Genomic DNA, 13,938 nt, shown 5'->3' on the forward strand with positions numbered 1-13,938 from the left:
AACCCAATGCCGAACTATCAATACACAGCGCGGGATCTTGCAGGAAAGATGACGTCGGGCAGTCTGCCAGCCGGAGACGTCGCTGAAGTACGCACACTTCTGCGCAACAAGAACCTGTACCTTACAACGGTGCGTGAACAGGCTGGACCGATCGAACAGCGGCCGGCCGGACTGTTCCAGCGCCGCAAGGTAAAGCTGAAGGACATGGTGGTGATGAGCCGCATGTTGGCGACGCTGGTCCGTGCCGGCCTGCCAATCGTGGAGTGCCTTTCCGCCGTATCCTCGCAGACCGAGAACATCGCGCTGGCCAACGCGCTCAAGCAGGTGAGGGTGGATGTGCTCTCCGGCATGACGCTGGCCGACTCGCTGAAGAAGCATCCCAAGATATTCAACGAGACCTACTGCTCGCTGGTTGTCGCCGGCGAAACGGGTGGCGTGCTGGACCAGACGCTGGAAGTAGCGGCAACGCAGTTTGACAAGGAAGCCGACCTGCGCGACAAAGTGAAGGCGGCGTTTGTCTATCCGATTATCGTGTTCATCGCGTCAATTCTGGTCGTGATGTTCATGCTGGTATTCATCGTCCCGGTGTTTGCCAAAGTGTACAAGGACTTTGGCGCCAAGCTCCCGCCGATAACGCAGATGCTGATCGATCTCAGCGCCATTGTCATGGGGTACTGGTGGATTGTCATCCCGGCCATGATCGGTGTAGCGCTGTTGTTGAAGGCATGGGTCAAGACAAAGAAGGGCCGATGGGTTTGGGATACCGTCAAACTGAAGGTGCCCGTACTCGGCAAGCTGAACCGCAAGATCGCAATTGCCCGGTTTACGGAAACCCTGGCGGGCGCCATCAAGGCCGGAGTGCCGATACTTCGCGCCCTGGCCACAGCGGCGCAGACTTCCGGCAACGTGATCATTATGGATGCCGTTACCAGTGTCTCCACCGCGGTCAAGGAAGGCGCTACGTTGAGTGGCCCCCTGGAGTCTTCGGGACAGTTTCCGCCGATCGTCACCAAAATGGTGGCCGCCGGCGAGCAGTCCGGAAACCTTGACGAGATGCTGGAAGAGGTGACCCACTTCTTCCATCGCGATATCGAGTACACGGTGGGCCAACTCACACGCATCATGGAACCTGCGATGACCGTGGTGGTCGGCGGCATCGTGCTCTTCGTCCTCCTGGCTCTGTACATGCCGGTATTCAACCTGACACAGGTTGTTCGCCGCCCGTAGCCAAGGGAGCAGCATAGCTGCCTGAACGCACCGGCTACTGCGCGTGCAGTAGCCGGTGCGTTTTGCGTTCGTCCCACCGTGGTCCAATCGCATAACCCCTCAAGGACCACAGCCGCCCTACCCTGCGGCGAGCCAATCGTTGCCTGAGCATATCTTCGGCCAACCGGCAAGCGCCGGCAGTCGACGGCGGGCGCCGGCACACCAGGGACTTAAGTTCCTGAACCGCTCCGTGCGATGGGCCGCATTTGGCGCATCACATGCCACAGGCAAGTGCACTCTAACACTGTTCGAACCAGCAGTACGCGGGCTGACTCCGCGCCGGACGGGCAGTTTCCGTCCAAGAGCACGAACACGATGACACGAACATTTGCCACCAAACACCGGCGGCGCGGGTTCACGCTGATCGAATTGTTGGTCGTCATCCTCATTCTTTCTTGCTTGATGGCTATCGCGCTGCCGATCTATCTTGGCGCAGTGGCCTATTCAGAGCGGAAGGTATGCCGGGCGAACCTTCAGGTGATTGCGTTTGCCATTCAAAGCGCCCGCGTCCGCGCTATGTCACAGGACTATTCTGCGTACATTGGCCAGCCGATCGGTCCGGGCACAGAGCCGGATCTGGCAACGGAGCCGAGGTGTCCGAGTGGCGGCGTCTACTCCGTGGTGGACGGCTCAAGCGGCGACGCCTCCACATTCAAGGTTGCCTGCACGCTGCACGGCACCTATGAGCTGGGACAGGACAACCAGTAGACGCAGCCGACAGCGCTACGCCAGGTCCGCGTTCGTAAGCGGGCTCACTACGAGGAGGTGACGGTCAGCCATCGATTTCGCCCGGTCACTACGCGCTAACTACCTGCCAGGTTATGACAGCGCGATGCGGCCGCCCCATGGGCCTACTTCTGCGTCACCAACGGCCGAAATTCGGCACCCAGCGCAGCATTAAGCCTGCTCCAACTTCCGGGCCGCGTTAGTGCGGTCCCTGCCAAACCTCAGCCGGAGCCAAAGGCTCCCCCAAATCACTCGGAACTCTTCAAGGAGAACGTAATGCAGTCTGTCAACCGCAAGCGCGGCCTCGCTGGTCGCAAGGGATTTACGCTCATCGAGCTTCTGGTCGTTGTGCTGATCCTCTCTATTCTTATGGCCGTGGCGCTTCCACTCTACCTGGCCGCCGTGGCTGATTCACAGAAAAAGACGTGTCGCGCAAATATGCAGACCATCGCCAACGCCGTAGAGGCCGCGCGAGTTGAAGGCAATTGGGCCGACTACTCGACCGCCATCGGCGCCGCGATTGGCCCAACCATAGAGCCCGACCTGAAAGCGACGCCGGTATGCCCAACGGCCGGCGCCTATAGTATCGAGCAGGGCAGCAGCGGCGACAACACCACGTTCAAGGTTGCTTGTACGGTTCACGGCACCTTTGAGCCTGGCGTAGACAGCAACTAGTCTCGCCTTGCATCCGGGCGGTCCGGCAGCTGCGCCACTCGGGCGCGCTGCCGGGCCGTTCGCGCCTTTTATTTGCCCTCCGTGAGCCCAAGGACGGAGATGTCTGATCGCTTACCGCCGGGCGCTGGCCGCTAACAAGATCGCGACCATCCCGCGGCGGTTCGAGGCCGGAACAGGCCGTAGGTCAAAAGTACCCGCCCAAACAGCCCGCTTAGGGTCAAAGCGTCCTCAACAATTAGTACTAGCAACCGCACAATACCTGTATCGCGCCGAAGCGGTTAAGCCGCCAACACAATCTGTGGTGAGCAGTCCGCGGCGTTCAATGTGAAGATCAGACGTGACACAAACTCAGCGAGGAACCGAAGGACGGGCTGCCGGCACACGCAGGGCCCCAATCTGCCGAGATTGCGCGGCATGGCCGCTTGTTCCGCCGAGTCCTCATCCACTGCCGTACCGCGTCCGTTCACCACACGATACCAGGGCGATAACATCGGTCAAGGCTTGCCGCAAGCGGCACGGCCACGATCCACTTCCACATCGGGGCACCGTGTCCCACGAACCTCAGAAGAACTGAAGGAGACCGTAATGCAGTCTGTCAAACATGCGCGAAACCTCCGGGGTCGCAAGGGCTTTACGCTCATCGAGCTTTTGGTCGTTGTGCTGATCCTCTCGATCCTTATGGCGGTCGCACTTCCTCTCTACCTGGCAGCCGTCGCCGATTCACAGAAAAAGACGTGCCGCGCCAACATGCAGACCATCGCGAACGCTGTAGAAGCGGCCCGCGTTGAAGGCAATTGGGCGGATTACACGACTGCGATCGGCGCAGCCATTGGCCCGACCGTAGAGCCCGACCTGAAGGCAGAGCCGGTCTGCCCAACTGCCGGTACCTATAGCATCGAGCAGGGCAGCAGCGGCGACAACACCACGTTCAAGGTTGCCTGTACGGTTCACGGCACCTTTGAGCCGGGCGTAGACAGCAACTAGGCGTCAGACACACGCCGAATCGCCGGCAGCGGCGCCCGTTTTGGGTCGCTGCCGGCAATTCACTCCAGCGAGACAGCATACGAATTCAGGAACTGCCCCGCGGGGCGCCGGCAATGAAGAAACGAAATCGAACACAGGGCTTCACGCTCATCGAGATACTCGTCGTCCTGATCATCATGAGCGTTATGATGGGTCTTGCGACCGTCCTCTACACCCATGCAATAGCTAACGGCGACTATCAACAGTGTTATTCCAATGAGCAGTCGGTTGCAAACGCGGAGGAGCAGTACCGGCTGCGCAGTTCCGCTCACACCTATACCACCTCGATCGCGAGTCTACGAGCGTTGCTGCCGACGACACCGGTATGCCCGGACGGCGGCACGTACTCCATTACAATCTCCAACGGCTCGGCCACGGCCAACAATGGCCAGCTGGTGCCGAATGGACAGATCGTGGTCTCTTGCAGCGCCAGCGGACATCCCAAGTACGCCCCCGGCATCGACACACCATAACGGAGGCCCACGGCAGAGAGATGCAAATCAGAGTCCAACCAGCAACCCGGAAGAGAACGCGTCCGGGCTTCACGCTCATTGAAGCGCTTGTGACTTCCCTTATCGTCACCATCTCGGTGGCCTCGGTGGTGAGCATGTGGTACTTCGCGTACAACATGGATCGCCTTACGGACGACCAGGGTGTGGCTTACAACCTGGGTCGCAGCGCCATTGAACAGGTGCACGAGACGGGATTCTACGACACCGCCGAAGCGCCGGTCAATAACCCGGTGATCTACTACTACGACCACAACGAAGTCAACCAGACGCTGACGCCCGCCAACGCCCAGTTCAAGGTGACCGTCTCGGTGGTCAGTGACAAATCCAGCGGGGCGACCACCGGCCAAACATGGGCCGACGACGCGCTCCGTACAGTTACCGTCACCGTGACGCGAATCAGCGATGGGCGCCAACTGTACCAAACGGTTACCTACCTTGCGAGGGATGGAATATGAAGCCGCATGCTAATCACCGCGGCCAGGTGCTCACGGAAGCGCTGGTCGCCTCGGCAATTATGGTTCTAATCGGCGCGGCGCTCGCCACCCTCGTCATGACCACCTACCGCTCGCGATCGCTGATATCTGAGAGTGACGCCAACCTGGCAAACGCACGGCGCACGGTGGACGAACTTGCCGACAACATCCGAATGGCGCAGCTGTACGCCACGACAAGCGGCGGGAGCATGGGCGGCGGGCAAAACACGTACTCAGCCGTTGCCGCGGCCACCGCGAACAGCGTGACCATCTATACCGACAGCTCCGGCGACACCGCCGAGTTCTGGCTGGACACCAGCAACAACACGTTGGAAAAGACCGTGGGCGCCACAACGACGGCGCTGCTTGAGAACGTGACCAGCCTGCAGTTCACCTACTACACATCCGGCGGCGAGTACAACGCGCCGGCCAGTTCATGGACCACAACCGCCAATCCACAGGCGCCGACCAGCGCCGAGTTACCGGAACTGGCGGCTGTGGCGATCTCGGCAACTGTGGCACAGAACGGCTACAGCCGCACACTGAACACCCAGGTACGCATGCGCTGCAGCCCTTACCACTAGGGCGCCGGCAGCCGAAAGGGCTATTGCAATGATAGAACGATTTCGCGGCGTGAGGCTCAGCAGCAACGAAGCACTGGGTCTCCTGGAGATTCTGATGAACGCGCCGTGCGACATGTCCCTGGACCAGTTGTCGGCGTTTGAGAAGCTGTCGGAATACTGCCGAACGCAGCTGCGCGATGAGGAGCGTACGTGTGCGCCGCAGGGGCTCTGCGGCGTTGGCGCAACGCGAACGGCCTAGCCACCAGAACGGAAGTCATCGGGGAGGAGAGATACCCAATGCGAGTTCCTAAAAAACCGATACTCGGCATCCACGTCCATCCGCTGGGCGTGCGCGCCATCGAAGCTCGCGGCGCATGGAGTTCGCCGCAGTTCGCCAACGCCCGCGAAGTACCGCTGCCAGCCGGCGCGATCGATGCGGGACGGATCATGCAGCCAGACGCTCTGGTTGCGGCTCTGCGCGAGCTGGTCGGACCTGTGGATGGCCCCACCGACGTGGTGATGTCGATCAGCGCTCGCGGCGTAATGACGCACGTCATTGAGGCGCCGCCGGCGCCGGATGCTGAGATGCGTACGGTTATCGAGGGAGAGCTTGAACACTATCACATCGTAACCACCGCCAACAACGCCATCGACTACTTGCGCCTGCAGCAGCGCGACGGCAACCGCACCGACCCATCACCGCAGGTTCTCGTCTCGGCTGCCGAACAATCGCTTGTAGATGGCTACTGCGATGCTGCCGAGCGGGCTGGGCTGCGATTGGTAGGACTTGAGCCGGAGCTGCTGGCGATGTACCGGTTGGCGGCTCAGGAGGCCGGCCAGATCGAGGCGGCAATTGCCGTAACTGTGGGATCGGAGCAGACCGAACTCGCGGTTACCAGCCAGGGTGCGATCCGGCTGTATCGCCGGATTGACGTAGGCGCAAGGCAGCTGGTCGGCGCTCAGCCGGGCCTCTCCGCGGATCCGCTGACCGGCCCGGTGGTGCAGACCGGGCCCGGATTCAATGTGGTGTCGGCAATGAACCTCGCCACCGAACTCCGGCGCTCGCTGGACTACTACGGGAGCCAGTTCCCCGAAGCCGTAAAGCCTGAGAACGTGGTTCTGGTGGTGCAGGATGCCGAGTTGGCCGGACTGGCCGACTGGCTTGGAAATACGCTGCGGCTGCCCGTCACGCTGGCGTCACCGCAGATCCTCAGCGACGGCGCCGCGCCAGGCGAAAGTAACTGCAGGTATGCCGCGGCAGCCGGATTGGCAATGCACAACCTGGCCTCCCATCCGAACACCGTTCCGAGATTCGATCTCGCGAAACGCAATCGGGCAGCCGACGCCGTAGAGTTTGAGCGCCGCAAACTTGTGGGCGCGCTGGCGATCTCCATCGCGGCTGTCGCCGCCGGCGTTATCATCGCCGTGGCTGTTGGAATCCATGCCAACGTGGTTCAGGCGGCCGTATCGCAGCAAAAGCAGAGCATTGCTGGACTTCAACAGCAGCGCGGCGCCGAGGTCGCCAGAGCCCAGCATGAGGACTCCCTGTCCAAGGCTCTGGCCGGCCAGGGTTACCCACTGCCCTGGGTCATGGATGCCGTAGCGCAATCGATGGCCGAGAAAGCCGGGCTTAGCGACGCACGGCTCGACCCGGGGGCCAAGCTTGTGCTTACCGGCGATGCCGCCACCAACCAGGCGGTTATTCAGACGCTGGAGCATCTGCGCGACTCGACGCAGCTGCAGGGCGCCTCGCTCGACTCATTCGACTCGACTAATGAACAGCATCAGAAGCAAGTCGTACACTTCCAGATATCCGCTTACCTCGCCGGCGCGCCGGCGGCCACGGTAGGCGGTGTGAAGCAGGGAGGCTAGTTCCATGGATCGCAAGCTGATTTACAAGATAGGCACGGTCGCCGCTCCGGTGCTGTGCTGCTGTTTCGCCGTGGGAATCGGCATGTTCGAGTTCATGCGGCTTACCAACCTGAGGTACCAGGAGGCCAGTGGCACTGCCCAAATCTCCGACCTGCAAAACGCCCTGCGCGACCTGGCCAACCGGCCAAAGTCCGCGCGGGTGCCGGTTGTGGCCGACTCGAATATGGAGCAGGCGCAGTTTGTGAACGCCCTGCGCGTCATTGCCGACACCTCCAAGGTCAGCCTGGTGCGCTGGTCGGTCGGTCAGACAGCGCCAACCACCGGACCGGGAAGCGCAACCAAGGGTGCGCCGGGCTCCAAGTTCCCAACCGGTGTTTCGCCGATGACCAATCTGATCGAGATCAACGGCACCTTTGCGCATGCACGCACTTTCCTCTACAACCTGGCGCGGTATCGCCGCCTTCTGGCACTGGACGACCTCCATTGGCAGCGCACAAACGGCTGGCCGGTTACGGACCTCTCGTTCACCGTAACCCGCTTCATCGTGCCTGCCGGCCAGGACGTGGATGCCGATCCGGATATCGATCCGCAAGCCAACATCCAGCCGCTGCAGAACGGACCTGCCGCTTCCAACGGCGCCGCGGCGCCAATCGCCATGAATTCGCATTCGATGCCCCGTATAGAGCGGGTCGCATCTGTAACGCCTGCTAGCATGGGCCGGTAGCCCAGCACAATCACCCAAGGAGACCACGAGTGAAATCCCCATCCATAATCACAATCGGTCTGTGTGCCGTCATTGCCGGAGGCGCGGTAAACGCCGCCCCGGTACCGCGAACGCACTTCGACCATATGGCTTCAGCCTCCGGCATACGCCTGAGCTTTTCAAATACCGATGCATCCGACGTGCTTCAGGCGCTGAGCCTGAAGTCGGGCGCCAGTATCGTGTTTCCAGCGCAGATGAAGCGGATGATATCGATCAACGTGACGGCGCCGGATGTTCAGACGGCACTGGGCTACATCACGGCGGCAGCCGGCCTGGCATTTCGCGAGGTCGGAAGCACATATGTGGTGGCAGAGCCGAAAGACCTCCGCCAGGCCCTCGAGCCATTCGCCACGCGAGCGCATCTGCCTCTCAACCTGCTCTCTGCGTCCGACGCCGCGAGCATGCTGGAATCGGCCCTGCCCTATCTGACGGCGCGCCCTGCCGGCGACGAGGTGCTGGTAATTGGGTCCGATGAAGACATCGCCCAGGCGCGCACTATCCTTGCCGACTCGGATCGTCCGGGCGGCGCCGGCCAGCCGGTGACCAGGGTGGTGGAGCTGACACACGTCTCGTCGGCGCAGGTAGCAAAGATGCTGCTGGCGATGTATCCCGGCATTAAGGTGCAATCGGTGGGCGACAGCGCCAAGCCTGGTGGCGTGGTTGGTATAGCAGGGCCACGTGCGCTGGTTGAGGAAGCCAGCCGCACCGTAAAAGCTGCCGATATCCCGGGCCAGGATGAGAATCCCGATCGCCGGTACAGCGTGTACCACATCAAGTACAGCAGCGCACCGCAGCTGGTGAAGTTTATGCAGACCGCCATGCCCAACGTGTTTACCGTGATGGGACCGGAACGGTATACACCGAAGGCGCCGTCGTTCACGCCACTTGGCGGCAACACCCTGTCGGCTTCGACCTCCAACAGCGGTGGCGGAAGCGGCGGCGCGGGTGGCGCGGGCGGAGCCGGCGGCGGCGCGGCCGGGTCGTCCGGCGGCGGCTCTACCCTGAACGCCGACCCCACGATTCCCAAACCGAAAGATGGCGACCGATCCACCACACTGGTGCTTTACGGCCTGCCACAAGATCTGAATGCGGCTATCCGCTTGCTCGACAAGGTGGATATCCCACCGAAGCAGGTGATGGTACGCGTTGAGGTAGTGGATACCTCTCCAGAGAGGGCCGAGAACCTTGGTATGCAGTTCAGCTGGACCCCGTTCCAGTTCCTGGAAGCCAAGCAGGGCACGCCCGTGGCCAGTGCGACAGCAAACACCACCGGGCCCGACTTCGCCTACTTCAGCCGCGTGCCATGGTCGTTCCAGAGCATTCTGAATGCCATGGTGACGCACTCCGATGCCAAGATACTGGCCGATCCTTCCGTAGGCGTGCTGGATGACGACAGCGCCAGCATCTTCATCGGCGATACGCTGAGAACCACCATCTCGCAGGCCGGCCTCTCCGGAACCACACTTCAAGTGGTGGAGTTCCCGGTAGGCATTGCTCTGCTGGTTCGGCCGCGGGTGAACGCCAATGGCGAGATCACCATGCACGTGCATCCCGTGGTCAGCACCGTTACCTCGATCGGCACCGACAACCTTCCACAGACCGCTTCTCGCGAAGCCGAAACCACCGTCATGGTGAAGAGTGGTCAAACGGTGGTGATCGGCGGCCTGATCAAGGATGAGATGACCAAGACGATCTCCGCTATTCCGTTCCTCTCGAACATCCCGATCATCGGAGAGCTGTTCAAGAATACGTCGACGGACCGCAAACACAGTGAGATTCTGGTCTTCATCACTCCCTACATCGTGGATGCACAGCATCCCGGACCCAGCGCAGACGTGCTGGGTGGGCCCGACGCGAACGCAGAGCATGCGCAGCAGCAGGGCATGGAGCACTCCAAATGACACCGATTCGAGCCGAGGACAAGCCGAAGCTATACGCCATTCTTGGCGCGCTGGGCATCGTGGTTCTCTACCTGGCTGTGTTTCAGCTGCCCAAGGTGATGGGACACAGCAAACCTTCGGCGGCGGTTAGCACCTCCGCGCCGGTGCAGACGGCTTCGGCCTCTGCTCCGGCCGGGGCTGCCGGCGTAAGCAGTACGGACATGCTGAACCCGATACCTGCCCTGCCGGCTGACCCATTCAAGCCACCGGTACCCGGCGCATCTCTGCACTCCGCCGCAATGCAGATAAAGCCGGTCGTGCCGTCGCCGATGGTGGCAAGCGGTCTGGGCGGCGGGCACATTCCCCCGCCGGCGGTGCAGCTGGTACCGGTATCGGTGCAGCTGCAGGGCGTAATAACCGGCTCACCAGCCGTCGCTGTGTTTCAGGTTGGCGCCGCCGTGGAGCCGAGAACATCCGGGCAGCAAGTGGTGCCCACGGTTACTCTGCACCGGATCTCGGATGGCGGGGTCTACCTGACCTGCAGTGGCCAGGATACCTTTGTACCTGTTGGCCACGACGCCGTTTTCTCGATACCCGGCACGCTGGCGCCCGGAGTACAGCCGCCGGTGGTGCATGTGGCGCCGCAAGCGCCTGGCGTACCTGTAGGCGCGCTTCAGCCGGCAGCGGTTACGCTTCCGGGAATGGCGCCGGCGGGTGGCGTAGCGCCCCATACCGTAACCTCGGCGATGGACGCGTCGCCGCCGGATACCAGCCGATATGTGGCACGGTGGCGCCAGTACTACATGATGGCTCAAACCGAGCAGTGCGGGACCGCAGCGCCGTAGCTCGACGCGAGTCCTGGACGAGGAATAGAGCGCAATGACGCTGGCGCCAGCACAGTCAGAAAGAGCGGCCCTCGGCAGCAGCGGCCGGATGAGAATCCGGGCGCTGCTGCTGGAGGACTGCCCGGACGACGCGGAACAGACGCTTCGCGAACTGGAACGGCAGGGCTTCGACGTCGACTGGAAACGTGTCGATTCGGAGTCCGCCTTCGCTGCGGAGCTCAACTCCGAGCTCGACGTTATCCTTTCGGATTACAACTTGCCCCAATATAACGGTGTGGAGGCGCTGCACCGGGTGAAGAGTGCCGACCTGGACGTGCCCGTGATTATCATCACCGGCGCCGTTGGCGAGGATGTGGCTGTAGACGCGATGCGCCTGGGAGCGGCCGACTACCTCTTCAAAGACAACCTGAGACGATTGGGAGAGTCGGTCCGCCAGGCAATTGAGGCGCGCCGAATGCGCAGCCAGGCCCAGGAGTCGCAGCGAGCGCTGCGTGAAAGCGAGGCGCGCTTTCGGCAGATGGCCGACTGTGCGCCGGTTATGATCTGGCAGACCGATGCCGATAACCTGGGTTCATATTTCAGTGCAGGCTGGCGGAGGTTTACCGGTCGCACACTGGAAGAGGAGCTGGCGACCGAGCCCCGTCAACGCGTACACCCCGATGACTGGGATCGGTATATCTCGGTAACGGCGTCGGCCAGTGAGACGCGCAGCGATTTCGATATTGAGTACCGCATGCTGCGGAGCGATGGCACATACCGCTGGATCCTGGACCACGCGGTACCGCGGTTTCTGGATGACGGTACGTTTGAGGGTTATATCGGCATCTGCACCGACATCACAAACCGGATGCAGGCCGAAGAGAGCCTGCGCCACTTTGTCCGCAGCGCCAATTGCCTGATGTGGAGCGCCACGGTGACTCGCCAGAGCAAGGGCGACTTTGCCTGGGTTGTGGACGCGGTAGACCAGGCGACGGCCGAACGCTTTTTGCCGCTGAGCTATCAGCCTGGGGAGCGCTGGTCCGAGGCGTGGTACCGAAGCAAGCATCCGGATGACACGGCGCATATGGATCAAATGGCGATAGACGCGCTGGAAAATGGCGTCGACGGATACCGGCAGAGTTTTCGCTGCACCGACGCCAACGGCGCGCTTCGATGGCTGTACGAAGATGTGAGGATCACATCCACCGGACCGGAGTCGTGGTCGGTGGTGGGCCTGTGCACCGACGTTACCGACACCCGGCGGGAGCAGACACTGAACGGTGCGTACGCGGCGGCTTTGGAGCAGATCGCGCGTGGCGCCACCGCCGAAGAGGTACTGGGAGGGCTGATCACTACAGTGGAATCGCTCTATCCCGGTCTGATGTGCGGAGTATGGCTGCTGGATGAGAGCCGAACCGTGCTGCGGGCAACCGTGGCGCCAAACCTGCCGGAGGGATACAAGCAGTTTGTTGACGGCGTCGCGATCGGCGACGGTGTGGGCAGCTCCGGCACCGCGGTTTTCCGGCGCGAGCGCGTCATCGTGGAAGATATTGCCACCAGCAACCTCTGGACCGGATACGCTGAGACCGCTCTACAGTTTGGTCTTGCGGCATGCTGGGCCGAGCCAATCGTGTCGGGTGAGGGCGACGTATACGGTGCATTTGCTTTCTATTACACAACACCGCACAAGCCGGAGCCTGCCGAGGAGCGACTTGTTGCCGCTGCCGCCCGTATCGCCGGTATTGCCATGGATCGAATCCGGTCTGCCGAAGCGCTGCGCAACAGCGAGGAGCGGTTCCGGTGCCTCATCGAACGCAGCTCCGATATTATCGCAATATACGATGAGGAAGGCACCGTCAAGTACATCAGCCCAGCCATCGAAGCGGTTCTGGGATACAAACCGGAAGAAGTGATTGGCGGCAACGGCTTCGACAACGTGGTGTTTGATGATATTGAGCGCGGTACCGATGTCTTCGATACTCTGTTACAAGACGGCGCCGGCCACAGCACACTGCAGTGCCGGGCGCTAGCCAAGGACGGTTCCATTCGCTACATGGACGTGGTCTTCACGCCGCTGCTCCACCATCCCGGTATTCAAGGCGTGGTCGCCAACATCCGCGACATTACCGAGCAGTCGCTGGCTGCGGAGGCGCTGAGCGAGCAGGCGCAGCAGCTGGCCTACTCCAACGCGGAGCTTGAGCAGTTTGCATACGTGGCGTCGCACGACCTGCAAGAGCCGCTCCGAATGGTTTCCAGCTACACGCAACTGCTGTCGCGGCGGTACAAGGGCCGGCTCGACTCGGACGCTGACGAGTTTATCGGCTTCGCCGTGGACGGCGTCACGCGGATGCAGCGCCTGATACAGGACCTGCTGAAGTACGCACGGGTTGGTACACAGGCAGCGGAGTTTCGATCAGTAGCTATGGACGCGATAGTCGATGCGGCGCTGAAGAACCTGGAAGTGGCTCTAAGCGAGTGTGGCGCCGAAGTGACCAGCGATCCGCTGCCGGTGGTACATGGCGACGACGGACAGCTTCTTCAGCTGATGCAGAATCTGATCGGCAATGCCATCAAGTTCCGCGGCGAGGAAGCGCCAAAAGTTCATATCGCCGCCGAGCGGTCCGCCGGCCAGTGGCAGTTCCAGGTGCGCGACAACGGCATCGGCATCGAACCGCAGTATGCCGAACGGATATTTGTGATCTTCCAGCGGCTGCAGGGACGGGACCAATACCCGGGTACCGGTATCGGCCTGGCGATATGCAAAAAGATTGTGATGCGCCACGGCGGGCAAATCTGGGTGGAGTCGGGCGCCGGCGCCGGCAGTACATTCCGGTTCACATTAAACGCGGGCACGGAAGGAGAACCGGATGGAGCCTGACGATCGATCCGCCGTACAGATACTGCTCGTGGAAGATAACCCTGGTGACGTTCGTCTCACGCGAGAAACGATGAAGGAGAGCCATCTCGTCAACACGCTGCACGTGGTGAATGACGGCGTGGATGCGATGGCATTCTTGAGGAAGGAGGGCGCCTTCGCGGCAGCGCCACGACCGGACTTAATTCTTCTGGACCTCAACCTACCTCGCATGGACGGCCGCCAGGTGCTGGAGGAGATCAAGGCGTCGCCATGCCTGCGCCGAATCCCGGTGGTGGTACTCACCACCTCGGCCGCTGAGCAGGACATTGTGAGGAGCTACGACCTGCATGCCAACTGCTACATCAACAAACCGCTCGAACTGGATCAGTTCATCGAGGTCGTACAGTCCATCGAGAACTTCTGGCTGAGCATCGTCAAGCTGCCGGCGATGAGCGCAGGTAACTGATGACGGCAGGCAACGAGCCACGGTCGCAAAAGAATAGC

The 13,938-nt window shown here is 61.6% G+C and carries 14 protein-coding genes; all 14 read left to right on the forward strand.

All coding sequences use genetic code 11. The features are described 5' to 3' along the window. Nucleotides 1-6 precede the first annotated feature (6 nt). A complete protein-coding gene (locus KGJ62_12835) occupies nt 7-1,227 on the forward strand; it encodes a type II secretion system F family protein (GenBank protein ID MDE2127465.1) in 1,221 nt (406 codons plus the stop codon). Nucleotides 1,228-1,581: 354 nt separating this feature from the next. After that, entirely contained in the window at nt 1,582-1,974 is a 393-nt protein-coding gene (locus KGJ62_12840) for a type II secretion system protein (protein ID MDE2127466.1), read from the forward strand. A gap of 294 nt (nt 1,975-2,268) precedes the next feature. After that, nucleotides 2,269-2,667 (forward strand): prepilin-type N-terminal cleavage/methylation domain-containing protein, encoded by a 399-nt coding sequence (locus tag KGJ62_12845; protein ID MDE2127467.1) that lies wholly within the window; start codon nt 2,269-2,271, stop codon nt 2,665-2,667. 585 nt (nt 2,668-3,252) lie between these two features. Further along, a complete protein-coding gene (locus tag KGJ62_12850; GenBank protein ID MDE2127468.1) occupies nt 3,253-3,651 on the forward strand; it encodes a type II secretion system protein in 399 nt (132 codons plus the stop codon). A 113-nt stretch (nt 3,652-3,764) separates the two neighbouring features. Beyond that, nucleotides 3,765-4,163: a type II secretion system protein gene (locus KGJ62_12855; protein ID MDE2127469.1), complete on the forward strand. Its 399-nt coding sequence runs from the start codon at nt 3,765-3,767 to the stop codon at nt 4,161-4,163. Between the two features lie 89 nt (nt 4,164-4,252). Further along, on the forward strand, nt 4,253-4,657 hold the full coding sequence (locus KGJ62_12860; protein MDE2127470.1) for a hypothetical protein: 405 nt from the start codon (nt 4,253-4,255) through the stop codon (nt 4,655-4,657). Further along, nucleotides 4,654-5,259, forward strand: a complete 606-nt coding sequence (locus tag KGJ62_12865) for a hypothetical protein (GenBank protein MDE2127471.1) — start codon at nt 4,654-4,656, stop codon at nt 5,257-5,259. Before KGJ62_12860 ends, KGJ62_12865 begins: the two co-directional genes overlap by 4 nt. 28 nt (nt 5,260-5,287) lie before the next feature. Then, entirely contained in the window at nt 5,288-5,497 is a 210-nt protein-coding gene (locus KGJ62_12870; GenBank protein ID MDE2127472.1) for a hypothetical protein, read from the forward strand. A gap of 38 nt (nt 5,498-5,535) precedes the next feature. Continuing rightward, nucleotides 5,536-7,110: a pilus assembly protein PilM gene (gene pilM / locus KGJ62_12875; GenBank protein ID MDE2127473.1), complete on the forward strand. Its 1,575-nt coding sequence runs from the start codon at nt 5,536-5,538 to the stop codon at nt 7,108-7,110. Between the two features lie 4 nt (nt 7,111-7,114). Next, nucleotides 7,115-7,834, forward strand: a complete 720-nt coding sequence (locus KGJ62_12880; protein MDE2127474.1) for a hypothetical protein — start codon at nt 7,115-7,117, stop codon at nt 7,832-7,834. 29 nt (nt 7,835-7,863) lie between these two features. After that, nucleotides 7,864-9,774, forward strand: coding sequence for a hypothetical protein (locus KGJ62_12885; GenBank protein ID MDE2127475.1), 1,911 nt, complete (start codon nt 7,864-7,866; stop codon nt 9,772-9,774). Continuing rightward, nucleotides 9,771-10,598: a hypothetical protein gene (locus KGJ62_12890; GenBank protein ID MDE2127476.1), complete on the forward strand. Its 828-nt coding sequence runs from the start codon at nt 9,771-9,773 to the stop codon at nt 10,596-10,598. The genes KGJ62_12885 and KGJ62_12890 overlap by 4 nt, the downstream gene beginning before the upstream one ends. A 34-nt stretch (nt 10,599-10,632) precedes the next feature. Further along, a complete protein-coding gene (locus KGJ62_12895) occupies nt 10,633-13,455 on the forward strand; it encodes a PAS domain S-box protein (GenBank protein ID MDE2127477.1) in 2,823 nt (940 codons plus the stop codon). Continuing rightward, on the forward strand, nt 13,445-13,900 hold the full coding sequence (locus tag KGJ62_12900; GenBank protein ID MDE2127478.1) for a response regulator: 456 nt from the start codon (nt 13,445-13,447) through the stop codon (nt 13,898-13,900). The genes KGJ62_12895 and KGJ62_12900 overlap by 11 nt, the downstream gene beginning before the upstream one ends. Nucleotides 13,901-13,938 lie beyond the last annotated feature (38 nt).

This window comes from Armatimonadota bacterium, assembly GCA_028871815.1.
GTDB lineage: Bacteria > Armatimonadota > Chthonomonadetes > Chthonomonadales > Chthonomonadaceae > REEB205.

Coding starts and splice junctions, on each gene's coding strand:
- KGJ62_12890 (MDE2127476.1), top strand. CDS start 9,771: ATGACACCGATTCGAGCCGAGGACAAGCCGAAGCTATACGCCATTCTT.
- KGJ62_12835 (MDE2127465.1), top strand. CDS start 7: ATGCCGAACTATCAATACACAGCGCGGGATCTTGCAGGAAAGATGACG.
- KGJ62_12845 (MDE2127467.1), top strand. CDS start 2,269: ATGCAGTCTGTCAACCGCAAGCGCGGCCTCGCTGGTCGCAAGGGATTT.
- KGJ62_12840 (MDE2127466.1), top strand. CDS start 1,582: ATGACACGAACATTTGCCACCAAACACCGGCGGCGCGGGTTCACGCTG.
- KGJ62_12865 (MDE2127471.1), top strand. CDS start 4,654: ATGAAGCCGCATGCTAATCACCGCGGCCAGGTGCTCACGGAAGCGCTG.
- KGJ62_12880 (MDE2127474.1), top strand. CDS start 7,115: ATGGATCGCAAGCTGATTTACAAGATAGGCACGGTCGCCGCTCCGGTG.
- KGJ62_12900 (MDE2127478.1), top strand. CDS start 13,445: ATGGAGCCTGACGATCGATCCGCCGTACAGATACTGCTCGTGGAAGAT.
- KGJ62_12870 (MDE2127472.1), top strand. CDS start 5,288: ATGATAGAACGATTTCGCGGCGTGAGGCTCAGCAGCAACGAAGCACTG.
- pilM (MDE2127473.1), top strand. CDS start 5,536: ATGCGAGTTCCTAAAAAACCGATACTCGGCATCCACGTCCATCCGCTG.
- KGJ62_12855 (MDE2127469.1), top strand. CDS start 3,765: ATGAAGAAACGAAATCGAACACAGGGCTTCACGCTCATCGAGATACTC.
- KGJ62_12850 (MDE2127468.1), top strand. CDS start 3,253: ATGCAGTCTGTCAAACATGCGCGAAACCTCCGGGGTCGCAAGGGCTTT.
- KGJ62_12895 (MDE2127477.1), top strand. CDS start 10,633: ATGACGCTGGCGCCAGCACAGTCAGAAAGAGCGGCCCTCGGCAGCAGC.